Source organism: Cupriavidus sp. 09_S30 (genome assembly GCF_056930435.1).
Window position 1 is genome coordinate 884305 of record NZ_JBXOWI010000001.1, and the last position, 22238, is coordinate 906542.

Below are 22238 nucleotides of genomic sequence, written 5' to 3' on the forward strand. Positions count from 1 at the left end.
CCTGGCGGGCCCGGAGCAGATGCCCAGGGCAATTCGATCCGATACGACATGACAAGCTACGCAAAAATCATCGGTACGGGGAGCTACCTGCCCCCGCGGCGCGTCACCAACCAGGACTTGGCGGAGCAACTGGCGGCAAAAGGCATCGAGACCAGCCACGAGTGGATCTTCTCGCGCAGCGGCATCGCGGCGCGCCACTGGGCCGAGCCGGATGTCGGCAGCAGCGAGCTGGCGCTCAAGGCTGCCGAGCGCGCCATCGAGGCGGCCGGCATCGACCGCCAGAGCATCGACCTGATCATCGTCGCCACCTCCACGCCGGACTACGTCTTCCCCAGCACCGCCAGCCTGGTGCAGCACAAGCTCGGCATCACCAACCACTGCGCGGCCTTCGACCTGCAGGCGGTTTGCTCGGGCTTCGTCTATGCGCTGGCCACCGCGGACAAGTTCATCCGCAGCGGCTCGCACAAGAACGTGCTGGTGATCGGCGCCGAGGTCTTCTCGCGCATCCTCGACTTCAATGACCGCACCACCTGCGTGCTGTTCGGCGACGGCGCCGGCGCCGTGGTGCTGAGTGCGTCGGACGAGCCGGGCATCCTGTCGACGGCCATGCACGCCGATGGCAGCCATGTGGACATCCTGTGCGTGCCGGGCAACGTCAGCGGCGGCAACATCACCGGCAGCCCCTTCCTGCGCATGGATGGGCAGGCGGTGTTCAAGCTGGCGGTCAACGTGCTGGACAAGGTCGCGCGCGAGGCGCTCGCCGGGGCCGACATGCCGGCCGAGGAACTTGACTGGCTGATCCCTCACCAGGCCAATATCCGCATCATGCAGAGCACGGCCAAGAAGCTCGGCCTGCCCACCGAACGCATGGTGGCGACCGTGCACGAGCACGGCAACACCTCGGCGGCCTCGATCCCCCTCGCACTCGACGAGGCGGTGCGCGATGGCCGCATCCGTCCCGGCCAGACCGTGCTGGTGGAAGGTGTGGGCGGCGGCTTCACCTGGGGCGCGGCGCTGCTGCGCATGTAAGGATCCGGCACGCGCCGCGGCCTGTGTGGCCGCCGCGCGGCCGAGGTGCGATCTCAACGATTCCACAACGATTCCAATTCGATGAAATTCGCTTTCGTATTCCCTGGGCAGGGCTCGCAGTCGGTGGGCATGCTCAATGCGTTCGCCGACCACCCGGTGGTACGCGCGACGCTGGAAGAAGCCTCTACCGCCCTGGGCCAGGACATCGGCCGCATGATCGCGGAAGGCCCGGCCGAGGATCTGAACCTCACCACCAACACCCAGCCGGTCATGCTGACCGCCGCGGTGGCTGTCTACCGCGCCTGGCTGGACGCAGGCGGCCCGGCTCCGGCGCTGGTCGCCGGCCACAGCCTGGGCGAGTACTCGGCGCTGGTGGCGGCGGGTGTGATCCCCTTCGCCGACGCCGTGCCGCTGGTGCGCTTCCGCGCGCAAGCGATGCAGGAAGCGGTGCCGGTGGGCGAGGGCGGCATGGCCGCCATCCTCGGCCTGTCCGATGACGACGTGCGTGCCGCCTGCGCGGAAGCCGCGCCGGCAGGTGTGGTCGAGGCAGTGAACTTCAACGCCCCCTCGCAAGTGGTCATCGCGGGCCAGAAGGCCGCGGTGGAGAAGGCCTGCGAGATCGCCAAGGCCAAGGGCGCCAAGCGTGCGCTGCCGCTGCCGGTGTCGGCGCCGTTCCACTCCTCCTTGCTCAAGCCGGCCTCCGACCGCCTGCGCGAGCGCATGGCCGGGCTGGCCTTCTCGGCACCCGCCATTCCGGTGGTGAACAACGTCGACGTGGCCATCGTCAATGATCCGGAAGCGATCAAGGATGCACTGGTGCGCCAGGCCGCGGCCCCGGTGCGCTGGGTGGAGTGCGTGCAGAAGATGGCTGCCGAAGGCGTGACCCATGTGATCGAATGCGGTCCCGGCAAGGTGCTGGCCGGCATGACCAAGCGCATCGACGGCAACCTGGTCGGCGGCGCGATCTTCGATCCGGCCTCGCTGCAGGAAATGCTGGCGCTGCTGAAGTAAGACGGACGGAACACTAGGTCATGACGAAATTTCTGGATAATCAGGTCGCGCTGGTCACCGGCGCCTCGCGCGGCATTGGCCGCGCCATCGCGCTGGAGCTGGCGCGCCAGGGTGCCACCGTGATCGGCACCGCCACCACCGAGGGCGGCGCGGCCGCCATCGGCGAGTACCTGGCCGGCGAGGGCCTCAAGGGCGCGGGCGCCGTGCTCGACGTCAAGGATGCCGCGCGCTGCGAAGCAGTGATCGACGAACTGATCAAGGCCCACGGTGGCTTGAACGTACTGGTCAACAACGCCGGCATCACGCAGGACCAACTGGCCATGCGGATGAAGGACGAGGACTGGAGCGCGGTTATCGACACCAATCTGTCGGCAGTCTTCCGCTTGTCGCGTGCCGTGCTGCGCCCGATGATGAAGGCGCGCGGCGGCCGCATCATCAACATCACCTCGGTGGTCGCCTCTTCGGGCAACCCCGGCCAGATGAACTACGCGGCCGCCAAGGCCGGCGTGGAAGGCATGAGCCGTGCGCTCGCGCGCGAGATCGGCAGCCGCAATATCACGGTCAACTGCGTGGCCCCCGGCTTTATCGATACCGATATGACCAAGGTCTTGTCGGATGAGCAGCATGCGGCACTGAAGACTCAGATTCCGCTGGGCCGCCTGGGCCTGCCCGAGGACATCGCGCATGCGGTGGCTTTCCTGGCCGGTCCGCAGGCAGCCTACATTACTGGTACGACGTTGCACGTCAACGGCGGCATGTACATGAACTGATTGTGGCGCGCGGCGGACGGTTTCGAGGGAGAAGCCGTGCGATGCCGCGCGAAACGATCTTTTTCCGAGCCAATCGGGCGCAGATCTTGCAATGGTCGGCAGGCGGGATTTTTACGTTCCAAACCTGCTAAAATGCGCCCACTTTTTGTCGAACTTCCCTGGAGGGTTACATGGACAATATCGAACAACGCGTCAAGAAAATCGTGGCAGAGCAGCTTGGCGTGGCCGAAGCAGACATCAAGAACGAATCCTCGTTCGTGAATGACCTCGGCGCCGACTCGCTCGACACGGTTGAACTCGTGATGGCGTTGGAAGATGAATTCGGCATGGAAATTCCCGATGAGGAAGCCGAGAAGATCACCACCGTGCAGCAGGCGATCGACTACGCCACTGCGCACGTGAAGGCCTGAGCCTGCCTTTTCTGAATTCCCGAGCCACAGAAGGCGGATGGGCGGGCCGTGCGGTCCCGCCACGCTGTTTTCTGTGGCTTTCGTCTGTCCGAAGAGGCAGAATCGCCATGAGCGGAGCGCGCCGTTGCGGGCCCGCCGAAGCGGCCGGCTGCAAGGCCACCGTTCCGCATTCTGCTTCACGCACCCGTAGGAAATCATAGTGAGCCGTCGTCGCGTCGTCGTCACCGGGCTCGGCCTCGTGTCTCCGGTTGGAAACACGGTAGCCGAAGGCTGGGCCAACCTGGTTGCGGGCCAGTCCGGCATCGCCACCATCACCAAGTTCGATCATTCCGCGCTTTCCGTGCACTTTGCCGGTGAAGTGAAGGGTTTCAATGCCGAGGATTACGTCCCCGCCAAGGAAGCCCGCCACATGGATACGTTCATCCATTACGGCATCGCGGCTGGCACGCAAGCGCTCAAGGACAGTGGCCTTGAAGTGACCGAGGCCAACGCAGAGCGCATCGGCGTGCTGGTCGGCTCGGGCATCGGCGGCCTGCCGATGATCGAGGATACCCATGCGGAGCTGACCAATCGCGGCCCGCGCCGGATTTCGCCGTTCTTCGTGCCTGGCTCGATCATCAACATGATCTCGGGCCATCTGTCGATCATCCACGGCATCAAGGGCCCGAACCTCGGTGCCGTGACTGCCTGCACCACGGGCCTGCACAGCATCGGCCTGGCCGCGCGCCTGATCCAGGCCGGCGACGCCGACGCCATGCTGGCCGGCGGTGCCGAGTCCACGGTCTCGCCGCTGGGCATTGGCGGCTTCGCCGCGGCGCGTGCACTGTCGACCCGCAACGATGACCCGGCAACGGCATCGCGTCCGTGGGACAAGGGCCGTGATGGTTTCGTGCTCGGCGAGGGTTCCGGCGTGATGATGCTGGAGGAGTATGAGTCGGCCAAGGCGCGCGGCGCGCGTATCTATGCGGAGCTGATCGGCTTCGGCATGAGCGGCGACGCCTTCCACATGACGGCACCGAGCACCGACGGCCCGCGTCGCTGCATGGTCAATGCGCTCAAGGACGCCGGCGTGAACGTCGGCGAAGTGCAGTACCTGAACGCGCACGGCACCTCCACGCCGCTGGGCGACAAGAACGAAACCGACGCGATCAAGCTCGCCTTCGGCGAGCAGGCCTACAAGATGGTGGTCAACTCGACCAAGTCGATGACCGGCCACCTGCTGGGCGGCGCGGGCGGGTTGGAGTCCGTCTTCACCGTGCTGGCGCTGCACCACCAAGTGTCGCCGCCGACCATCAACATCTTCGAACAGGATCCCGAGTGTGACCTGGATTACGTGGCCAATACGGCGCGTGAGATGAAGATCGACGTGGCGGTGAAAAACAACTTCGGTTTTGGCGGCACCAACGGGTCGCTTGTCTTCCGCCGCGTCTGAAGCCGGTCGCCGGCGGCCCGCCCCTGTGGTGCCCGGGGGCGGCGCAACCTTGCTGCGCGGCGCGCTCTGTGCCGCGCTCGCGGCCGAGCTTGGCGCGCTGTTCCTGCTTGCCAAGGCTTGTGCCGATGCCGCCGGCCGCGCGCCAGGGGGCTGGCAGCTGGAGCATGGGCTGTACGCCGCATTGCTGGCGGTACTGGCCATCCTGCTGCTGCCGGGCTGGCGCCGCGCGTGGCGGGCCGCTGGCTGCCGCTATCAAGGCATGGTCGGTGCGGCGGGCGGCAGGCCGAGAGTCGCGCTGGCCTGGCCGGATGGCCGGACCGTCCTGGCCGATATCGTTTCAAGCTGGGATTTCGGTGGCGCCTTGCTGCTGCTTGCATTGCGCCCGCTTGAGCCGGGCAAGGAGTCCGCGCCCCGCCTGCTGGCACTGCACCGCTGCAATACGACGGATGCCGCGCTGCGCGCGGTGCGCCGGGCGGTGCGCGGTGCCCGCCACTGAGCCCGCAGCCGTTGCCAGCGGCCGCTGGTGGCGACCCAAGCATTTTGATGCACTGCCTGCCGCCGAAACGTAGGTAAAATACAACGTTTGTCGTGACGACGAAACCAAGAGATACACTGCAGGTGAACCATTCGTGAGCGAACGCGAAGCCGATCAGCTCCTAGTTGAACGCGTCCAGCAGGGCGATAAGCGGGCATTTGAATTGCTGGTGACCAAGTATCACCGCAAGATCATTCGCCTGATTTCGCGCCTGGTCCGGGATCCCGCTGAAGTGGAGGATGTGGCGCAAGATGCCTTTATCAAGGCATATCGCGCCTTGCCCCAATTCCGCGGCGAGTCGGCCTTCTACACCTGGTTGTACCGGATCGCCGTCAACACGGCCAAGAACTACCTGGCCACCCAAGGCCGCCGGCCGGAGGCGTCGAGCGACATCGATGCCGAAGAGGCTGAAACTTTTGCAGACGGCGAGCAACTAAGGGATATCAATACGCCGGAGTCGATGCTCCACACGCGCCAGGTCGCCGAAACGGTGAACCGCGCCATGGAGGCGCTGCCGGAGGAATTGCGCACCGCCATCACGCTGCGTGAGATCGAAGGCCTCAGCTATGAGGAGATCGCGGAGGCGATGGGTTGCCCGATCGGTACGGTGCGCTCGCGCATCTTCCGGGCACGCGAGGCGATTGCCGAGAAATTGCGCCCCCTGCTGGGAACGGCGGAGGGCAAGCGGTGGTAGAAGCGTTGTAAAAGAAATGTCGTGCAGCCAGCGTTGCAGTCAATTCCTGCATCGATAGACGACAAGCGGTCACGGGATATCGGTGTTCAATGGAATGTCTTGGGGTGGGAAATGGGTCAGGCTCATAAGCAGTCGGTTCATGTAGTGGAAGTGGCAGAACAGGTCTCCGCGCTGATGGATGGCGAACTGGCGTCGCACGAGATCGGCGCCGCGCTGGAGTTCACGCGCAGCGAGCGGGGCATGACGGACTGGTCGACCTTCCAGATGATCGGCGACGTCCTGCGTTCGGAAGACCTGGCGCATATCGATTCGACGGATTCCTTCCTGGCGCGTTTCTCCGCGCGCCTGGACAGCGAGCCGCACGTGCTCGTGCCCGCGGTGGCGCAGGCACGCCAAGCGCGCCAGCGTCTGCTGCTGCGTCCCTCCTGGGTGCGCCGGGTGGTGCCGGGTACCGCGATTGCGGCGGCCGTGGCCGCCGTCAGCTGGGTGGTGGTGCCGCAGATGCGCGGCCCGGGCGATGTCGGTACGCCGGACGCCGTGGTGGCCCGTGCCGACCAGTCCGCTCCCAAGGCCGGCGGCATCGTCACGGTGGCGGCGGATAACGGACAGATGATCCGTGACCCGCGCCTCGACGAATACCTCCGCGCGCATCGCGTGTCCGTGGCCACCGATGCGGTTGTGCCGACCATGCGCACGGTTGCCAACAGCGCCAATTTCATTCAGGACAATTCGCAGGAATAATGCCGGACATGCATAAGGGATGGTCGCCCGCCTATGTAGCGGGCGCACACAGAATAAGGGCCCTGCGCAGGTCCTTTTTTCTGGCCTTCTGTCTGACTGCGGCTGCGGCAAGCGCGCAGCCGCCGGACAATACGCTGGCGCGTCGCGACGCGACGGCCTGGCTGAACAAGATCCACCGCGCGGCGCAGCGCGAGAACTACACCGGCACCCTGATCTACCAGCGTGGCAGCGTCATGCATGCCTCGCGTATCCAGCACTACAGCGATCCGGCGCAGAACGAGTACGAGCGGCTGGAAACGCTCGACGGCAAGCCGCGTGAGGTGCTGCGCGAGAACGATGTCGTGCACAGCCTCATTCCGGAGGCCAAGCTGGTGGTGGTGGAGAAGCAGCAGGCGAAGGACCGCTTCCCGGCGCTGCTGGCCACCAACAAGACCGACGTGCTCGATATCTACGACATGCGCAAGCTGTCCGACGAGCGGGTGGCGGGCCTCGAGTGCGAGGTCTTCTCGCTGCAGCCGCACGATGCGGCACGCTATGCCGTGCGCCTGTGGGCAGAGAAGAACTCCGGTCTGCTGATGCGCGCGCAGACGCTGGATGAAGCGGGCAAGGTGCTGGAACAGGTGGCCTTCTCGCAGGTGCAGATCGGCGTGCCGTCCGAGAAGCAGCGCATCCTGGCGGCCATCCGCAATGCCAATGCCTGGAGCCACTACGAGGTCACCTACCAGCCGGCCAATATCGCCGACGAAGGCTGGTCCATCAATGTGCCCGTCAAGGGCTTCCAGAAGATCCGTGAAGTACGCCGCCCGCTGGGTGAGCTGCGTGCGCCCCAGGGCGACGGCCGCAACCACATGTTTGAAGTCCAGCAGGTGGTCTACAGCGACGGCTTGACCGGCTTGTCCGTCTTCATCGAGCCGGTTTCCGAGCAGCGCGCCCGCCGCGAGGGGGTGGCCTCGCTTGGCGCCACCCAGGTCGTGGTGCGCCGCGTGGCCGATTTCTGGATCACGGTGGTCGGCGAGGTGCCGGCCGCCACGGTGAAGCAGTTCGCGGCCGCGGTGGAATACCATTCACCCAAGACGGCGCACTGAGCCGGGCGCCGTCGCATGCCGGCGGCCGCCGCGGGCGGCGCCGGCTTCCTTGCCATCGCCCAGCCGCGACCGCTTAGTTGTCACCTATAGACAGGCGTTGAAAGCAAGACGCTGACCTCCGGGAGTTGTCGATGATCTCCAAATCGCCTGCCTTGGCGCGTGCCATGGTGATGGCCGCCATTCTTGCCGTCGCCCCGATGGTGTCCGAGCTGGGCCATGCCCAGGCCGCGGCCCCGAGCTACGGCGTGCCCGATTTCACCGATCTGGTGGAGAAGGCCAGTCCGGCCGTGGTCAACATCCGCACTACCGAGCGCGTGCGCGCAGGTAGCAGCCAGGATGACGACATGGCGGAATTCTTCCGCCGCTTCTTCGGCGTGCCGATGCCCGGCGCGCCCGCCCCGCGCCGCGGCCAGCCGCCGCAAGGGCAGGGCCAAGGCCAGGGGCAGGGGCAGGGCGAGGAGATGAACCGCGGCGTGGGCTCCGGCTTCATCATCAGCCAGGACGGCTATGTGATGACCAACACTCATGTGGTGGCCGACGCCGACACCATCTACGTGACGCTGCCCGACAAGCGCGAATTCAAGGCCAAGCTGATCGGCTCGGACAAGCGTACCGACGTGGCGCTGCTCAAGATCGATGCGGCCGGCCTGCCCAGGCTGCCGATGGGGGATTCCGACAAGGTACGCGCCGGCGAATGGGTGCTGGCGATCGGCTCGCCGTTCGGCCTGGACAATAGCGTGACCGCCGGCATCGTTTCCGCCAAGGGCCGAGACACCGGCGACTACCTGCCTTTCATCCAGACCGACGTGGCGGTCAACCCGGGTAACTCGGGCGGCCCGCTGATCAACCTGCGCGGCGAGGTGATCGGCATCAACTCGCAGATCTACAGCCGCAGCGGCGGCTATATGGGCATTTCCTTCGCGATTCCGATCGACGAGGCGATGCGCGTGGTCGAGCAGCTCAAGACCACCGGCAAGGTGACGCGCGGGCGGATCGCGGTCGCCATCGGCGATGTCACCAAGGAAGTGGCCGACTCGCTGGGCCTGGGCCGCGCACGCGGCGCGCTGGTGGGCAGCGTCGAGCCGGGCGGTCCCGCGGAGCGTGCCGGCATCGAGCCGGGCGACATCATCCTGAAGTTCAACGGCAAGGACATCGACCGTGCCTCGGACCTGCCGCGCATGGTCGGCGACACCAAGCCGGGCAGCCGCGTGCCGATGCAGCTCTGGCGCAAGGGTGCGACGCGCGAGGTCACCATCACCGTTGCCGAGCTGGAGCCGGACAACAAGCCGCGCGCACGCGCCAGCAGCAGCCCGCGTGATGACAGCGCCGCGGCGGCGCGGCCGAATGCGCTCGGCCTGGTCGTCAACGACCTGCCCGATGCGCGCCTCAAGGAACTGAAGATCAAGTCGGGCGTGGAAGTCGATACGGTCGATGGGCCGGCCCTGCGTGCAGGCATCCGCCCGGGCGACATCATCCTGCGCCTGGGCGATACCGATGTCACCGGTGCCCGGCAGTTCAACGACATGGTCCGCTCGCTCGACAAGGGCCGGCTCGCGGCCTTGTTCGTGCGGCGTGGCGATGCCACCCAGGTACTCACCCTGCGCCCGGGCAACAACGCGTCGCGCTGATCCGGCGGGCTTCGGGCGGGCTTCGAAGAGAGGAAGCGCTCACATGGCATGGCAGGCGCTACTGCCAGCCGTGTGAGGACATGAAAGCGGCGCTCGCGCCGCTGCGCCGCGAATTCTCCTGCTTGCCGCATGAAGGCGGCGCCGATCCGCTGCTCGCAGCGCGCATCGGCGAGCGGGTGCCGCTGGTGGTCGGCGGCGCGTCCGGGGCGGCCGGAGCGCCGCTTTACCGCCACTTTCTCGACGCCGTGGCGATTCGCGTGTGGCCTGCCGCACATTGTCGCGATCTGCCGCAGTAGCGCCGGTGCCCGCGGGTGCCGGTACGGCCCCCATGTCACGATGCGGGACGCCCTGGAAATCCGGTAAAATCGCAGTCTGGCGCCGGCCTTCGTAGAGGCTCCGCGCCGCCGAACATCAGCGACCGGGAGTGGACGCGCCCCGGGCGGGGCGCCAATTCCGGGTCGTTCCCTAGCTTTGCGCCGGCCCCGCGCGCCGGTGCTTTCCCTGAACATAGATGGACCATATCCGCAACTTCTCGATCATCGCCCATATCGACCACGGGAAATCGACCCTGGCCGACCGCATCATTCAGCGCTGCGGCGGCCTGTCCGACCGCGAGATGGAGGCGCAGGTGCTCGATTCGATGGACATCGAGAAGGAGCGCGGCATCACCATCAAGGCGCAGACCGCCGCCCTCAGCTACAAGGCGCGCGACGGCAAGCTCTACAACCTGAACCTGATCGACACCCCGGGGCACGTCGACTTCAGCTATGAAGTCAGCCGCTCGCTGTCCGCCTGCGAGGGCGCGCTGCTGGTGGTGGACGCCTCGCAGGGCGTCGAGGCGCAGACCGTCGCCAACTGCTACACCGCCATCGAACTGGGCGTGGAAGTGGTGCCGGTGCTCAACAAGATCGACCTGCCGCAGGCCGATCCCGACAACGCGATCCAGGAGATCGAGGAAGTCATCGGCATCGACGCGCATGACGCCGTGCAGTGCTCGGCCAAGACCGGGCTGGGCGTGGAGGACGTGATCGAGTCGCTGATCGCCAAGGTGCCGCCGCCCGAGGGCGATCCGGAGGCGCCGCTGCAGGCGCTGATCATCGATTCCTGGTTCGACAACTACGTCGGCGTGGTGATGCTGGTGCGCGTGGTCAACGGCACCCTGCGCCCCAAGGAGAAGGTGCTGCTGATGGCGACCGGTGCCCAGCACCTGGTCGAGCAGGTCGGCGTGTTCTCGCCCAAGTCCATCCAGCGCGAGGCGCTGTCGGCGGGGCAGGTGGGCTTCATCATCGCCGGCATCAAGGAGCTGAAGGCGGCCAAGGTGGGCGACACCATCACCAATGTCGCGCGCAAGGCCGAGGCGCCGCTGCCCGGCTTCAAGGAAGTCAAGCCGCAGGTCTTCGCCGGTCTGTACCCGGTGGAGGCCAACCAGTACGAGGCGCTGCGCGAATCGCTGGAGAAGCTGCGCCTGAACGACGCCTCGCTGCAGTTCGAGCCCGAGGTCTCGCAGGCGCTCGGCTTCGGCTTCCGCTGCGGCTTCCTCGGCCTGCTGCACATGGAGATCGTGCAGGAGCGCCTGGAGCGCGAGTTCGACATGGACCTGATCACCACCGCGCCGACGGTGGTCTACCAGGTGCAGCTGCGCGACGGCACCATGGTCACGGTGGAAAACCCGGCCAAGATGCCGGACGCGGCCAGGATCGAGGCCATCCTCGAGCCCATCGTTACCGTCAACCTGTACATGCCGCAGGACTATGTCGGCTCGGTGATCACGCTGTGCACGCAGAAGCGCGGCACGCAGATCAACATGAGCTACCACGGCAAGCAGGTGCAACTCACCTACGAGATTCCCATGGCGGAGATCGTCATGGACTTCTTCGACCGGCTCAAGTCAGTGTCGCGCGGCTATGCCTCGATGGACTACGAGTTCAAGGAATACCGGCCGTCCGACGTGGTCAAGGTGGACATCCTGATCAACGGCGACAAGGTGGATGCCCTGTCGGTGATCGTGCACCGCTCGAACTCGCAGTACCGCGGGCGCGAAGTCGCCGCGAAGATGCGCGAGATCATCCCGCGCCAGATGTACGATGTGGCGATCCAGGCTGCCATCGGCGCCAACATCATCGCCCGCGAGAACGTCAAGGCGCTGCGCAAGAACGTGCTGGCGAAGTGCTACGGCGGCGATATCTCGCGCAAGAAGAAGCTGCTGGAAAAGCAGAAGGCCGGCAAGAAGCGCATGAAGCAGGTCGGTACGGTCGAGATCCCGCAGGAGGCCTTCCTCGCCATCCTGCAGGTGGACGACAAATAAGGGAAGCGGCAATAGAAGGGCGCCGGCTGGCGCCGCGACAGGTGGCAGGCCAGCCGGGCTCAACCAACAATCGTCAATAAGCAAGCCGTCATGAATTTTGCACTGATTCTTTTTGTGCTGGTGGTGGTCACGGGCGTGGCGTGGATCGCCGACAAGCTCGTCTTTGAAAGGCAGCGAAGAGTAGCTGCGCAGGCTGCGCTGGCCGAGTTCGATGCGCGCCAGTCCGAGCTGCAGCGCTATGGCCAGGCAGACCTGGACACCTCGCGCAGCCGCCTGGCCGAGGATAAGCTGCGCCAGCCCTGGTGGCTGGAATACTCGGCAAGCTTCTTCCCGGTGATCCTGGCCGTCTTCGTGCTGCGCTCCTTCGTGGTCGAGCCGTTCAAGATCCCGTCCGGCTCGATGATTCCCACGCTGCTGATAGGCGACTTCATCCTGGTCAACAAGTACGAGTACGGCATCCGCCTGCCGGTGATCAACAAGAAGATCATCGAAGTGGGCGATCCGCAGCGCGGCGATGTGATGGTCTTCCGCTACCCGAAGGACGAGTCGCTCGACTACATCAAGCGCGTGATCGGCGTGCCTGGCGATGTGGTCAGCTACCAGGACAAGCGCCTGACCGTCAACGGCAAGCCGGCCGAGTACGCGCCGCTGCCCGAATACCTGGACGAGGAGCGGCTGGCCTACTCCAAGCAGTTCCGTGAGAAGCTGCCCGACGGGCCGGAGCACGGTGTGCTCAATGACGCCGACCGGCCGGCCTATGTGGCAGGCGCAGATCCGGATTTTCCCTTCCACGAGAACTGCACTTACAATCAGCAGGGGCTGACCTGCAAGGTGCCGCCGGGACACTATTTCGTCATGGGCGACAACCGGGACAACAGCCTGGATTCCCGCTACTGGGGGTTCGTGCCGAACCAGAACATCGTCGGCAAGGCCTTCATGATCTGGATGAATCTGGGCAACTTCAGCCGCATCGGTTCCTTCAAGTAGCGCGGAACCGAGGACATCACCACACCATCAAGAGCTAAGAAAGGCACAGCATGGGTCAAACGGGTCAGGGCGGGGCAGTCTACAGAGGGCGGCTCGGGCCGGCCCGGACACAGGGATTCTCCCTGGGTTCCCTGCTGGTGGTCATACTGGTGGCGGGAGGTGTGCTGATTCCTGCGGTCAAGACGATTCCCAGCCTGCTAGAGTATTTCTCAGTCAAGCGCGCGGTGAGTTACGCCAAGCAGCAGGCAAGCAGCAAGCAGGAAGTCGCCAGCTATTTCGACAAGCAGGCCCAGATCGACCGCATCACCGTCTTGCGCGGCGATGACCTGGACATCGAGGAGAACGACAGCGGAGGGATCCGGTCGGTCGGTTTCTCCTATCGCAGCGAGGTCCCCATCTACGGCCCGCTCAGTTTTTTGATCACCTATTCGGGAACGCAGTACTGACATGAACCTCGACGCCTTGCAGCAACGACTCGGCTACCGATTCAGCAAGCCCGAATTGCTGCAACAGGCGCTGACGCACCGCAGCCACAGCGCCCAGCACAACGAACGCCTGGAATTCCTCGGCGACTCGGTGCTGAACTGCGCGGTGGCGGACATGCTGTACGGCATGTTCGGCAAGCTCGACGAGGGCGACCTGTCGCGCGTGCGCGCCAATCTCGTCAAGCAGCAGGCGCTGTACGAGATCGCCCAGATGCTGCAGCTGTCAGACGTGTTGCGCCTGGGCGAAGGCGAGCTGAAGAGTGGCGGCTTCCGCCGCCCCTCGATCCTCGCCGACGCGCTGGAGGCCATCGTCGGGGCGGTTTTCCTCGACGCGGGCTTCGATGCCGCGCGCGCGCTGATCCGCAAGCTCTACATCCCCATCCTGGAGCAGGTCGATCCGCGCACGCTGGGCAAGGACGCCAAGACCCTGCTGCAGGAGTACCTGCAGGGCCACAAGATCGCCCTGCCGCAATATAACGTGATCGCCACGCATGGCGCGGCGCACAACCAGCAGTTTGAAGTCGAATGCACGGTGCCTAAACTGGAGGTGCGTGTGTTCGGTACCGGCGCCTCGCGCCGTGCGGCCGAGCAGGCCGCGGCCAAGCTGGCGCTCGAGGAAGTCCAGAAGCTGGTGCCGCAGCTGCTCAAGCGCAGCCGCGCCGAGCGGACCGGCAAGACTCGCAAGCAGCCGGTGCCGCCCGATCCCCAGTTGTCTCTCAGGTTGAAGGAATGACCGAATTGAATGCGCCGCGGCAGGATGCCGCGGACACCCCCCACGCCGCCTTCCGTTGCGGCACCGTGGCCATCGTCGGCCGGCCCAATGTAGGCAAGTCCACGCTGATGAACGCGCTGGTCGGCCAGAAGGTCAGCATCACCTCGCGCAAGGCGCAGACCACGCGCCACCGCATCGTCGGCATCCAGACCACCGATGACGCGCAGTACGTGTTCGCCGATACGCCGGGCTTCCAGACCCGCCACGCCAGCGCGCTGAACCGCTCGCTGAACCGTGCCGTCACCTCCACGCTGTCGTCGGTCGACCTGGTGCTGTTCGTGGTCGAGGCCGGCCAGTTTGGCGCCGACGACGAGAAGGTGCTGTCGCTGCTGCCGAAGAACACGCCGGTGCTGTTGGTGGCCAACAAGCTCGACCGCATCGGCGCCGAGCGCGCAGAGGTGATGATGCCATTCCTGGAGAAGATGGGGCAGCTGTTTCCCTTCCGGGAAGTGGTGCCGATGTCGGCCAAGGCGCGCGATCACATCCAGCGCCTGTTCGCCATCATCCGGCCCTACCTGCCGGAGGGCGAGCCGATGTACGACGCCGATGCGATGACCGACCGCAGCGAGCGCTTCCTGGCCTCGGAGATCATCCGCGAGAAGGTGTTCCGCTGGACCGGCGACGAACTGCCCTACACCAGTACCGTCCTCATCGACAAGTTCGAGACGGAAGGGCGGCTGCGCCGCGTCTTCGCCACCATCCTGGTCGAGCGCGACGCACACAAGGCCATGATCATCGGCAACAAGGGCAGCAAGCTCAAGCAGATCTCCACTGAGGCCCGCCTCGACATGGAGAAGCTGTTCGACGGCAAGGTCTACCTGGAGATGTGGATCAAGGTCAAGAGCGGCTGGGCCGACAACGAGGCGGGGCTGCGCGCCTACGGTTACGAGTGAGCGAGTGAAGGGGTGAGCAAGATGCCCGGGTCGGGAGGTGGCCAGCAAGGCCATGGCGGCCGCCGCCGCGCCGATCCCGTTGCCGACGAGGCAGCCGAGGTGCTCGGTGCCCAGTCGGTGCCGGGCATGAGCGTGGCCGAGCAGCGCGCGATGATGGACCGCGCGCTGCGCATCGTGCCGGCGCGCACCGAGGTGCGCATCGTCAACCAGCCCGGCTTTGTGCTGCACTCCTGGCCTTACCGCGAAACCAGCCTGATCCTGGACGTCTTCACGCGCGACTACGGCCGCATGGCCCTGGTGGCCAAGGGCGCCAAGCGCCCGCATTCGGCCTTGCGCCCGGTGCTGCAGCACTTCCAGCCGATCGCGCTGTCGTGGAGCGGCCGCGGCGAGGTCAAGACCCTGACCAAGGCCGAGTGGGTGGGCGGCATGCTGCCGCTGTCCGCCGATGCGCTGCTGTCCGGCTTCTACCTGAACGAGCTGCTGCTGCGCTTCTGTCCGCGCGAGGATGCGCACGAGGTGCTGTTCCGCCACTACATGGCCACGCTGACACGGCTCGGGCATGGCGAGCCCGCGGGGCTCGTGCTGCGCAGCTTCGAGCGCATGCTGCTGCAGGAGACGGGCTTCGCCGTGGCCTTCGACCGCTGCACCAGCAGCGGCGAGCGCGTGCGTGCCGAGGTGGACTACGTCTACCACCCGGAGCGCGGCGTGCGCCCGGCGCATGCCAGCGATCCGTCGTCGTGGCCGGTGATCAGCGGCCAGACCCTGCTCGACATGGCCCAGGACGACTACGGCAGGGCGCAGACGGCCGCACAGAGCCGCGCGCTGATGCGCTTCCTGCTGCATTATTATCTGCAGGGCGAGCCGCTCAGGACGCGCCAGATCCTGATCGACCTGCACTATCTCTGATCCGACTCCTTACCGAAACCACTCGCATGATCTTCCACGCCAACCCCGGTGTCATCGATCTGGGCGTCAATATCGACCACGTGGCCACCTTGCGCAACGCGCGCGGCACCGTCTACCCGGATCCGATCCAGGCAGCGCTGCAGGCCGAGGAGGCCGGCGCCGACCTGATCACGCTGCACCTGCGCGAGGACCGCCGCCATATCCGCGATGCCGACGTGCGCGCGCTGCGCCCGCAACTGGCGACCCGCATGAACCTGGAGTGCGCGATCACCCAGGAGATGCTCGACATCGCCTGCGAGATCCGCCCGCAGGACGTCTGCCTGGTGCCCGAGCGGCGCGAGGAAGTGACCACCGAGGGCGGGCTGGACGTGGCCGGGCGCTTCGAGCAGGTCAAGGCCGCCTGCCGCCAGCTCGCCGACGCCGGCATCCGCGTTTCGCTCTTCATCGACGCGCAGGCCGAGCAGATCGAGGCCGCCGCCGCCTGCGGCGCACCGGTGATCGAGCTGCACACCGGCCGCTATGCCGACGCGAACACGCCCGACGAACAGGCGATCGAGTACCGCCGCGTGGCCAACGGGGTCGATGCCGGCCTGCGCCACGGCCTGGTGGTCAACGCCGGCCACGGCCTGCACTACACCAATGTGCAGCCCATCGCCGCGCTGCCGGGCATCACCGAGCTGAACATCGGCCACGCCATCGTGGCGCACGCGGTCTTCGCCGGCTGGCAGAACGCGGTGCGCGAGATGAAGGCGATCATGGTGGCGGCGCGCCTCGGCACCCGCTATTCCGGCCCTGGCGCGAGCGCACCGGCGTGATCTACGGCCTGGGCACCGACATCATCCAGATCGAGCGCGTGCGCGGCGTGATGGCGCGCACCGAAGGACGCTTCGCGCAGAAGATCCTGGGGCCGCGCGAGCTGGAGAAGTACCACGCCCGCCTGGCGCGCTCCGACAAGCGCGGCCTGGCCTTCCTCGCGACCCGCTTCGCCGCCAAGGAGGCCTTCTCCAAGGCCATCGGGCTGGGCATGCGCTGGCCGATGACCTGGCGCGCGATGGAACTGCTGAACCTGCCCTCGGGCGAGCCGGTCGCGCTTTGCAGTGGCGAACTGGCCGAATGGATGCGTGCGCGCGGCTTGTCCGTGCGCGTCAGCGTCAGCGACGAACATGACTACGCGGTCGCCTTCGCGATCGCGGAGCGCGCGGGCGATGGCGCCGCGCGCGAAATCGAACCGGAACCTACCCCATGAACAAGACGATCTCCGGCAAGCGTCCGGGCCCTGTGGTGCTCGACATTGTCGGCATGCAGCTCGATGCCGAGGATGCGCGCCGTATCGCCCACCCGCTGACCGGCGGCGTGATCCTGTTCGCGCGCAACTTCGAGTCGCGCGCGCAGCTGCTGGCGCTGACGCGCGCGATCCGTGCCGTGCGCGACGACGTGCTGATCTGCATCGACCACGAGGGCGGGCGCGTGCAGCGCTGCAAGACCGATGGCTTCACCCACCTGCCCGCCATGGCGCGGCTGGGCGAGCTGTGGGACCGCGACGTGCTGGCCGCCACCAAGGCGGCCATCAACTGCGGCTATGTGCTGGCCGCCGAACTGCGGGCCTGCGACATCGACCTGAGCTTCACGCCGGTGCTGGACCTGGACTTCGGCCGCAGCGACGTGATCGGCGACCGGGCCTTCCACGCCGATCCGCGCGTGGTGAGCATGCTGGCCAACCACCTGACGCATGGCCTGCTGCTGGCCGGCATGGCCAACTGCGGCAAGCACTTCCCGGGGCACGGCTATGTCGCGGCGGACTCGCACGTGGCAGTACCGGTGGACGAGCGGTCGCTGGAGGAGATCCTGGCGCAGGATGCGCGTCCCTACGACTGGATGGGCCTGTCGCTGGCTTCGGTGATGCCGGCCCACGTGATCTACCCGAAGGTGGACAGCCAGCCGGCGGGCTTCTCGCGCTTCTGGCTGCAGGACATCCTGCGCAGCCAGCTTGGCTTCGATGGCGTGATCTTCAGCGACGACCTGAGCATGGAGGGGGCCAGCGTGGCCGGCACGGTGACCGAGGCCGCGCAGGCGGCGCTGGCCGCCGGCTGCGACATGGTGCTGATCTGCAACCATCCCGAGCGGGCCGATCAGCTGCTGAACGAGCTGGACGTGACCATCGGCAAGGTCTCGCAGCGGCGCATCCGCGGGCTGTTCGCCCGCCGCAAGCCGACCGACTGGAACAAGCTGCACCAGCAGCCGCGGTACCGCGCGGCGCTGCGCCAGCTGAAGGAACTGGACCTGATCGCCTGAGGTGCGCCGTCCCCGCTAGGCCACCGAGCGGGGAGGGGACGGCCACAAAGCAAAAGGGCAAGCAAAAGGGCAGCCGAGGCTGCCCTTTTTCGTGTCCGGCCCGCCATGTCGGCGGGCGCGCGCCTGCTTAGTTGGCGCGGCTGCGGTATTCGCCGGTGCGGGTGTCGATTTCGATCTTGTCGCCGATGTTGCAGAACAGCGGCACTTGCAGTTCGAAGCCGGTGTTGATCTTGGCGCTCTTGAGCACCTTGCCCGACGAGGTGTCGCCCTTGACGGCGGGTTCGGTGTAGATGATCTCGCGGACCAGCGAGGTCGGCAGATCGACCGAGATGGCCTTGTCGTTGAAGAACACCACTTCCACCGACATGCCGTCCTCGAGGTAGTGCAGCGCGTCGCCCATGCTGTCCTGCTCGACTTCGTACTGGTTGTAGTCGGCGTCCATGAACACGTACATCGGGTCGGCGAAGTACGAGTAGGTGCACTCGCGGCGCTCGAGCACGACCACTTCGAACTTGTCGTCAGCCTTGAACACCGACTCGCCCGGTGCCTCGGTGAGCAGGTTCTTGTACTTCATCTTGACGACGGCAGCGTTGCGGCCCGACTTGTTGTATTCGGTCTTCTGCACCACCATCGCGTCGCCGCCCATCATGAACACGTTGCCGACGCGGAGTTCTTGTGCGATTTTCATCTGAACTGATTTCCTGAAAAAGAATGTCCCGGATTGGGGGATGGCGATGATGCGCGCTGGCGCGTTGCAGACCCAGGATCCGCTGCAATTCCCCACCGGCGCTGCGCGTCGAACCGACGCTCCAGGTGCACCCGCTTAAGCGGTCGCTGCCCCCGGTTTTCCGGGCCGGTCGCCATCAAATCAACCCATTATTCTACCTGATTCTCGCAAAAAGCCACGAGATTCGCGGCCAGGTCGCCGAGGTGGCGCAGGCGGCGCTGCCAGCGTTCTGCGTCGGCCTGCAGCGCGGGAAGATGTGCATGGAACGACAGCCAATCCGGCTCGCCGCCATAGCCGTTCCAGGCGCGCCAGAAGGCGGCCTGCGTCGCGGCCGCATCGGCATGGCGGGCGGCCAGGGCGAGGTAGGCGTCGAGCTTGATCCGGTGGGCGTCATCCGCCTGGGGATAGATCTGCCAGACCAAGGGCCGTGCGGCCCAGTGCGCGCGCACGAAGGAATCCTCGCCGCGCACGAAGTTGAGGTCGCAGGCCCACAGCAGTTCATCGTAGTGCTCCTGGCGCACGAAGGGCGCGAAGTGCACCGTGAGCTGGCCTCGTTCCACCTTGGTGCCTGCCTGTGCCTGGGTACCCAGGCAGGCCGCCACCTGGTCAGCGGCCAGGCCGAGCGGAACCAGGCATTGCAGCGGCCCGGGGCCTTCGCACCACTGGCGCAACAGCGTCGGCAGGGCGGCATTGGCATAGGCGAACAGGCTGACCTTCAGTGCCCCCGCGATCGGTTGCGCGCCCAGGCGGTGCCACAGGGCGGCCTGGGCCGACGGACTGGCGAGGAAGGTGTCGCGCTGGGCGCCGAGCGCCGATTCGCGCAGCAGGCCGCCGGTGCCGGGTTCAAAGCCGGGAAAGAAGAAGTGCTTGGTGAGCGGCAGCCGCGGGTGCGGCGAGGGCATGGCATGGTATTCGCGCACCCAGGGCTCGGCACTCAGGTATTCCAGGTTGATCCAGGCCGGGCGCGGCACCTGCGCGGCCATGCGCGCCAGAAAGGTCTCGGGCAGTGCGCAGGCGAATGCCTCGATCACGGCGTCATGCGGCGTGACTTGGGCGAAGGCCGCTGCGGCCGGGGCGTCATCGCGCGGCCAGGGGCGGATGTCGACGCCGGCAATGCGCTGCCGCGCTGCGGCCGGGTCGAGTTCGGGCGCCAGGCGTGCGAAGCTGGCCAGGTCGTCGACCCAGAGGCGCACGGCGTGGCCGTGTTCCTGCGCCAGCTGGCGCGCCAGGCGCCAGCAGACGCCGATGTCGCCGAAGTTGTCGACCACGGTGCAGAAGATGTCCCAGGAACGGATGGGCATGGCAGGGCTCAAGGATAGAGAGCGCAGATCGGCCAGGGATCGGTGCCAAGGAGCCGGCCGGTGGCATGGCCACGACCGGAGCGGCAGCGCCCGCCGGAGATTGCTCTAAACTTGCGATTTTAGAGCGTGTTCCGCCCGCGCCTTGCGGCGGCGCCCATCGCCTCTCCCAAACCTTTCCATGTCTGAGCAGGAATCCGCTTCCACTGCCGGGTCGCCCGAGCCGGCGTTCGACCCGAAGGCCATCATTGCGCGGCTGCCCGGCCTGCCCGGCGTCTACCGCTATCTCGACGCCGAGGGGCGTGTGCTGTACGTGGGGAAGGCGCGCGACCTGAAGAAGCGCGTCTCCAGCTACTTCAACAAGACGCAGCTGTCGCCGCGCATCGCCATGATGGTGGCCAAGATCGCGCAGATCGAGACTACCGTGGTGCGCACCGAGGCGGAAGCGCTGCTGCTGGAGAACAACCTGATCAAGGCGCTGGCGCCGCGCTACAACATCCTGTTCCGCGACGACAAGTCCTATCCCTACCTGAAGCTGAGCGGGCATCGCTACCCGCGCATGGCCTACTACCGGGGGGCTACCGACCGCAAGCACCAGTACTTCGGTCCCTTCCCCAGCGCGCATGCCGTGCGCGAAAGCATGCAGATCCTGCAGCGCGTGTTCCAGTTGCGTACGTGCGAGGACACAGTCTTCAACAATCGCACGCGCCCCTGCCTGCTGCACCAGATCCACCGCTGCACCGGACCCTGCGTGGGCGCGATCAGCGAGGCGGACTACGCGCGCGACGTTGGCAATGCCGCGGACTTCCTGCAGGGAAGGCAGACCGAAGTCCTCGCGGGCCTGCAGTCCAAGATGGAAGAGCATGCCGAGCGGCTGGAGTTCGAGCAGGCGGCGACGGTGCGCGACCAGATCGCGGCGCTTTCCACTGTGCTCAGCCGGCAGGCGGTGGAGGAGGTGGGGCTGGCGCGCGATATCGATATCCTGGCCGTGGCGGTCGAAGGCGGCCGCGCCTGCGTCAATCTCGCCATGGTGCGCGGCGGGCGCCATCTGGGCGACCGCGCCTATTTTCCGGCGCATGCCGACGAGGCCGCGATGATCGTCGGCGACGACGAGTTGGCCGAGGGCGGCTCTGGCGAAGTTGCGGCCGCTGCCGGCGAGACGGGGGGCGGTGCGGGCCATGATGTGAGCGCCGATGCGGTCGCCGGCAGCGGTCCCTCCGTAGAACGGATCGCCGCGGGCGTGTTGTCGGCCTTCATGGCGCAGCACTACCTGGACCAGCCGCCGCCGCCCATCCTGGTCGTCAGCCACTTGCCGGCCGACCGTGCACTGGTCGAGGCGCTGGCCATGCAGGCCGGCCGCAAGGTCTCGCTGGTGCGCCAGCCCCAGGGCCAGCGCCGCGCCTGGCTGGAGATGGCGCAGCAGGGCGCTGCGCTGGCGCTGGCGCGGCGGCTCGCCGAGCAGGGCAGCCAGCAGGCGCGCACGCGTGCGCTGGCGGAGACCATCAGCCTCGATCTCGACGAGCTCTCCCAGTTGCGCGTGGAGTGCTTCGACATCAGCCACACCGCGGGTGAGGCGACGCAGGCGTCCTGCGTGGTGTTCCATCACCACGAGATGCAGAACAGCGAGTACCGGCGCTACAACATCCAGGGCATCACGCCGGGCGACGACTACGCGGCCATGCGCCAGGCGCTGACGCGCCGCTACCAGAAGCTGGTCGAGCAAAGCGAGGAAGCCGCGGCAGGCGAGGAGGAGCGCATGCCCAACATCGTGCTGATCGATGGGGGCAAGGGCCAGGTCGAGGTGGCGCGGCAGGTCTTCGAGGAGCTCGGCCTGGATATCGGCATGCTGGTCGGCGTGGCCAAGGGCGAGGGGCGCAAGGTCGGGCTGGAGACCCTGGTGTTCGCCGACGGCCGGCCGGCGCTGGAGCTGGGGCCGGGCAGCGCGGCACTGATGCTGGTGGCGCAGATCCGCGACGAGGCGCACCGCTTCGCCATCACCGGCATGCGCGCGCGCCGCGCCAAGGCGCGCACCACGTCGCGGCTCGAAGAGATCGAGGGCATCGGGGCGCGCCGGCGCCAGAAGCTGCTGACGCGCTTCGGTGGCCTGCGTGGCGTGATCGCTGCCAGCGTTGACGAACTGGCCAGCGTGGAGGGCATTTCACGCACCCTGGCCGAGGAGATCTACCGCCAGCTCCACTGAGCGGGAAATGCCAGAATGACCCTCCGGTCGGGAAATCG

The 22238-nt window shown here is 66.7% G+C and carries 23 protein-coding genes; 21 read left to right on the top strand and 2 right to left on the bottom strand.

Going from position 1 to position 22238, the window contains the following annotated elements; genetic code table 11:
- Nucleotides 1-48 precede the first annotated feature (48 nt).
- The 20 genes from AC1Z3O_RS04165 (at nt 49) to nagZ (ending at nt 17975) form a co-directional block, all read left to right on the top strand.
- The gene (locus AC1Z3O_RS04165; protein WP_483513762.1) at nt 49-1029 is read left to right on the top strand and encodes a beta-ketoacyl-ACP synthase III; all 981 of its coding nucleotides are present in this window, start codon (nt 49-51) and stop codon (nt 1027-1029) included.
- Between the two features lie 81 nt (nt 1030-1110).
- Nucleotides 1111-2040 (top strand): ACP S-malonyltransferase, encoded by a 930-nt coding sequence (fabD, locus tag AC1Z3O_RS04170; protein ID WP_483513763.1) that lies wholly within the window; start codon nt 1111-1113, stop codon nt 2038-2040.
- Nucleotides 2041-2060: 20 nt separating this feature from the next.
- The gene (gene fabG / locus AC1Z3O_RS04175; protein ID WP_483513764.1) at nt 2061-2810 is read left to right on the top strand and encodes a 3-oxoacyl-ACP reductase FabG; all 750 of its coding nucleotides are present in this window, start codon (nt 2061-2063) and stop codon (nt 2808-2810) included.
- A gap of 170 nt (nt 2811-2980) precedes the next feature.
- Entirely contained in the window at nt 2981-3220 is a 240-nt protein-coding gene (gene acpP / locus AC1Z3O_RS04180) for an acyl carrier protein (RefSeq protein WP_008644813.1), read from the top strand.
- A 199-nt stretch (nt 3221-3419) separates the two neighbouring features.
- Complete coding sequence (gene fabF / locus AC1Z3O_RS04185; RefSeq protein WP_483513770.1) at nt 3420-4652, top strand: beta-ketoacyl-ACP synthase II; 1233 nt, start codon at nt 3420-3422, stop codon at nt 4650-4652.
- Between the two features lie 49 nt (nt 4653-4701).
- A complete protein-coding gene (locus AC1Z3O_RS04190; protein WP_483513771.1) occupies nt 4702-5148 on the top strand; it encodes a hypothetical protein in 447 nt (148 codons plus the stop codon).
- Between the two features lie 133 nt (nt 5149-5281).
- A complete protein-coding gene (gene rpoE, locus AC1Z3O_RS04195) occupies nt 5282-5881 on the top strand; it encodes an RNA polymerase sigma factor RpoE (protein WP_010814682.1) in 600 nt (199 codons plus the stop codon).
- Nucleotides 5882-5992: 111 nt separating this feature from the next.
- Entirely contained in the window at nt 5993-6622 is a 630-nt protein-coding gene (locus tag AC1Z3O_RS04200; RefSeq protein ID WP_483513773.1) for a sigma-E factor negative regulatory protein, read from the top strand.
- A gap of 8 nt (nt 6623-6630) precedes the next feature.
- Entirely contained in the window at nt 6631-7707 is a 1077-nt protein-coding gene (locus tag AC1Z3O_RS04205; RefSeq protein WP_483513775.1) for a MucB/RseB C-terminal domain-containing protein, read from the top strand.
- A gap of 131 nt (nt 7708-7838) precedes the next feature.
- The gene (locus AC1Z3O_RS04210; protein ID WP_483513777.1) at nt 7839-9335 is read left to right on the top strand and encodes a DegQ family serine endoprotease; all 1497 of its coding nucleotides are present in this window, start codon (nt 7839-7841) and stop codon (nt 9333-9335) included.
- An 80-nt stretch (nt 9336-9415) separates the two neighbouring features.
- Nucleotides 9416-9631 (top strand): glutaredoxin family protein, encoded by a 216-nt coding sequence (locus tag AC1Z3O_RS04215; protein WP_483513778.1) that lies wholly within the window; start codon nt 9416-9418, stop codon nt 9629-9631.
- 215 nt (nt 9632-9846) lie between these two features.
- Complete coding sequence (gene lepA / locus AC1Z3O_RS04220) at nt 9847-11640, top strand: translation elongation factor 4 (protein WP_483513780.1); 1794 nt, start codon at nt 9847-9849, stop codon at nt 11638-11640.
- A gap of 90 nt (nt 11641-11730) precedes the next feature.
- Nucleotides 11731-12627, top strand: coding sequence for a signal peptidase I (gene lepB / locus AC1Z3O_RS04225; RefSeq protein ID WP_483513782.1), 897 nt, complete (start codon nt 11731-11733; stop codon nt 12625-12627).
- A 50-nt stretch (nt 12628-12677) separates the two neighbouring features.
- Entirely contained in the window at nt 12678-13073 is a 396-nt protein-coding gene (locus AC1Z3O_RS04230; protein ID WP_483513783.1) for a DUF4845 domain-containing protein, read from the top strand.
- A gap of 1 nt (nt 13074) precedes the next feature.
- Nucleotides 13075-13845: a ribonuclease III gene (gene rnc, locus AC1Z3O_RS04235; protein ID WP_483513785.1), complete on the top strand. Its 771-nt coding sequence runs from the start codon at nt 13075-13077 to the stop codon at nt 13843-13845.
- Nucleotides 13842-14777 carry a GTPase Era gene (era, locus tag AC1Z3O_RS04240; protein ID WP_483513786.1) on the top strand — a complete coding sequence of 312 codons (936 nt, stop codon included), beginning with the start codon at nt 13842-13844 and terminating at the stop codon, nt 14775-14777. The genes rnc and era overlap by 4 nt, the downstream gene beginning before the upstream one ends.
- A gap of 21 nt (nt 14778-14798) precedes the next feature.
- Complete coding sequence (gene recO, locus AC1Z3O_RS04245; RefSeq protein ID WP_483517512.1) at nt 14799-15683, top strand: DNA repair protein RecO; 885 nt, start codon at nt 14799-14801, stop codon at nt 15681-15683.
- Nucleotides 15684-15709: 26 nt separating this feature from the next.
- Nucleotides 15710-16498, top strand: coding sequence for a pyridoxine 5'-phosphate synthase (gene pdxJ, locus AC1Z3O_RS04250; protein ID WP_483513788.1), 789 nt, complete (start codon nt 15710-15712; stop codon nt 16496-16498).
- Nucleotides 16495-16929, top strand: coding sequence for a holo-ACP synthase (gene acpS, locus AC1Z3O_RS04255; RefSeq protein ID WP_483513789.1), 435 nt, complete (start codon nt 16495-16497; stop codon nt 16927-16929). Before pdxJ ends, acpS begins: the two co-directional genes overlap by 4 nt.
- The gene (gene nagZ / locus AC1Z3O_RS04260; RefSeq protein WP_483513791.1) at nt 16926-17975 is read left to right on the top strand and encodes a beta-N-acetylhexosaminidase; all 1050 of its coding nucleotides are present in this window, start codon (nt 16926-16928) and stop codon (nt 17973-17975) included. The genes acpS and nagZ overlap by 4 nt, the downstream gene beginning before the upstream one ends.
- A 127-nt stretch (nt 17976-18102) precedes the next feature.
- Here the strand turns inward: nagZ and efp are convergent, their stop codons facing one another.
- Together efp and earP are read right to left on the bottom strand one after the other, a co-directional pair.
- A complete protein-coding gene (efp, locus tag AC1Z3O_RS04265) occupies nt 18103-18663 on the bottom strand; it encodes an elongation factor P (protein WP_483513793.1) in 561 nt (186 codons plus the stop codon).
- A gap of 188 nt (nt 18664-18851) precedes the next feature.
- Nucleotides 18852-20003: an elongation factor P maturation arginine rhamnosyltransferase EarP gene (gene earP / locus AC1Z3O_RS04270; protein WP_483513795.1), complete on the bottom strand. Its 1152-nt coding sequence runs from the start codon at nt 20001-20003 to the stop codon at nt 18852-18854.
- Nucleotides 20004-20181: 178 nt separating this feature from the next.
- Between earP and uvrC the strand changes: the two genes are divergently transcribed.
- Nucleotides 20182-22200: an excinuclease ABC subunit UvrC gene (gene uvrC / locus AC1Z3O_RS04275; RefSeq protein WP_483513797.1), complete on the top strand. Its 2019-nt coding sequence runs from the start codon at nt 20182-20184 to the stop codon at nt 22198-22200.
- The last annotated feature ends 38 nt before the right edge of the window (nt 22201-22238 follow it).

What these genes read in the sequence shown, in the direction of transcription:
- AC1Z3O_RS04165 (WP_483513762.1), top strand. Translation starts at nt 49, where the DNA reads ATGACAAGCTACGCAAAAATCATCGGTACGGGGAGCTACCTGCCCCCG.
- fabD (WP_483513763.1), top strand. Translation starts at nt 1,111, where the DNA reads ATGAAATTCGCTTTCGTATTCCCTGGGCAGGGCTCGCAGTCGGTGGGC.
- fabG (WP_483513764.1), top strand. Translation starts at nt 2,061, where the DNA reads ATGACGAAATTTCTGGATAATCAGGTCGCGCTGGTCACCGGCGCCTCG.
- acpP (WP_008644813.1), top strand. Translation starts at nt 2,981, where the DNA reads ATGGACAATATCGAACAACGCGTCAAGAAAATCGTGGCAGAGCAGCTT.
- AC1Z3O_RS04200 (WP_483513773.1), top strand. Translation starts at nt 5,993, where the DNA reads ATGGGTCAGGCTCATAAGCAGTCGGTTCATGTAGTGGAAGTGGCAGAA.
- AC1Z3O_RS04205 (WP_483513775.1), top strand. Translation starts at nt 6,631, where the DNA reads ATGCATAAGGGATGGTCGCCCGCCTATGTAGCGGGCGCACACAGAATA.
- AC1Z3O_RS04210 (WP_483513777.1), top strand. Translation starts at nt 7,839, where the DNA reads ATGATCTCCAAATCGCCTGCCTTGGCGCGTGCCATGGTGATGGCCGCC.
- AC1Z3O_RS04215 (WP_483513778.1), top strand. Translation starts at nt 9,416, where the DNA reads ATGAAAGCGGCGCTCGCGCCGCTGCGCCGCGAATTCTCCTGCTTGCCG.
- lepA (WP_483513780.1), top strand. Translation starts at nt 9,847, where the DNA reads ATGGACCATATCCGCAACTTCTCGATCATCGCCCATATCGACCACGGG.
- lepB (WP_483513782.1), top strand. Translation starts at nt 11,731, where the DNA reads ATGAATTTTGCACTGATTCTTTTTGTGCTGGTGGTGGTCACGGGCGTG.
- AC1Z3O_RS04230 (WP_483513783.1), top strand. Translation starts at nt 12,678, where the DNA reads ATGGGTCAAACGGGTCAGGGCGGGGCAGTCTACAGAGGGCGGCTCGGG.
- rnc (WP_483513785.1), top strand. Translation starts at nt 13,075, where the DNA reads ATGAACCTCGACGCCTTGCAGCAACGACTCGGCTACCGATTCAGCAAG.
- era (WP_483513786.1), top strand. Translation starts at nt 13,842, where the DNA reads ATGACCGAATTGAATGCGCCGCGGCAGGATGCCGCGGACACCCCCCAC.
- recO (WP_483517512.1), top strand. Translation starts at nt 14,799, where the DNA reads ATGCCCGGGTCGGGAGGTGGCCAGCAAGGCCATGGCGGCCGCCGCCGC.
- pdxJ (WP_483513788.1), top strand. Translation starts at nt 15,710, where the DNA reads ATGATCTTCCACGCCAACCCCGGTGTCATCGATCTGGGCGTCAATATC.
- nagZ (WP_483513791.1), top strand. Translation starts at nt 16,926, where the DNA reads ATGAACAAGACGATCTCCGGCAAGCGTCCGGGCCCTGTGGTGCTCGAC.
- efp (WP_483513793.1), bottom strand. Translation starts at nt 18,663, where the DNA reads ATGAAAATCGCACAAGAACTCCGCGTCGGCAACGTGTTCATGATGGGC.
- earP (WP_483513795.1), bottom strand. Translation starts at nt 20,003, where the DNA reads ATGCCCATCCGTTCCTGGGACATCTTCTGCACCGTGGTCGACAACTTC.
- uvrC (WP_483513797.1), top strand. Translation starts at nt 20,182, where the DNA reads ATGTCTGAGCAGGAATCCGCTTCCACTGCCGGGTCGCCCGAGCCGGCG.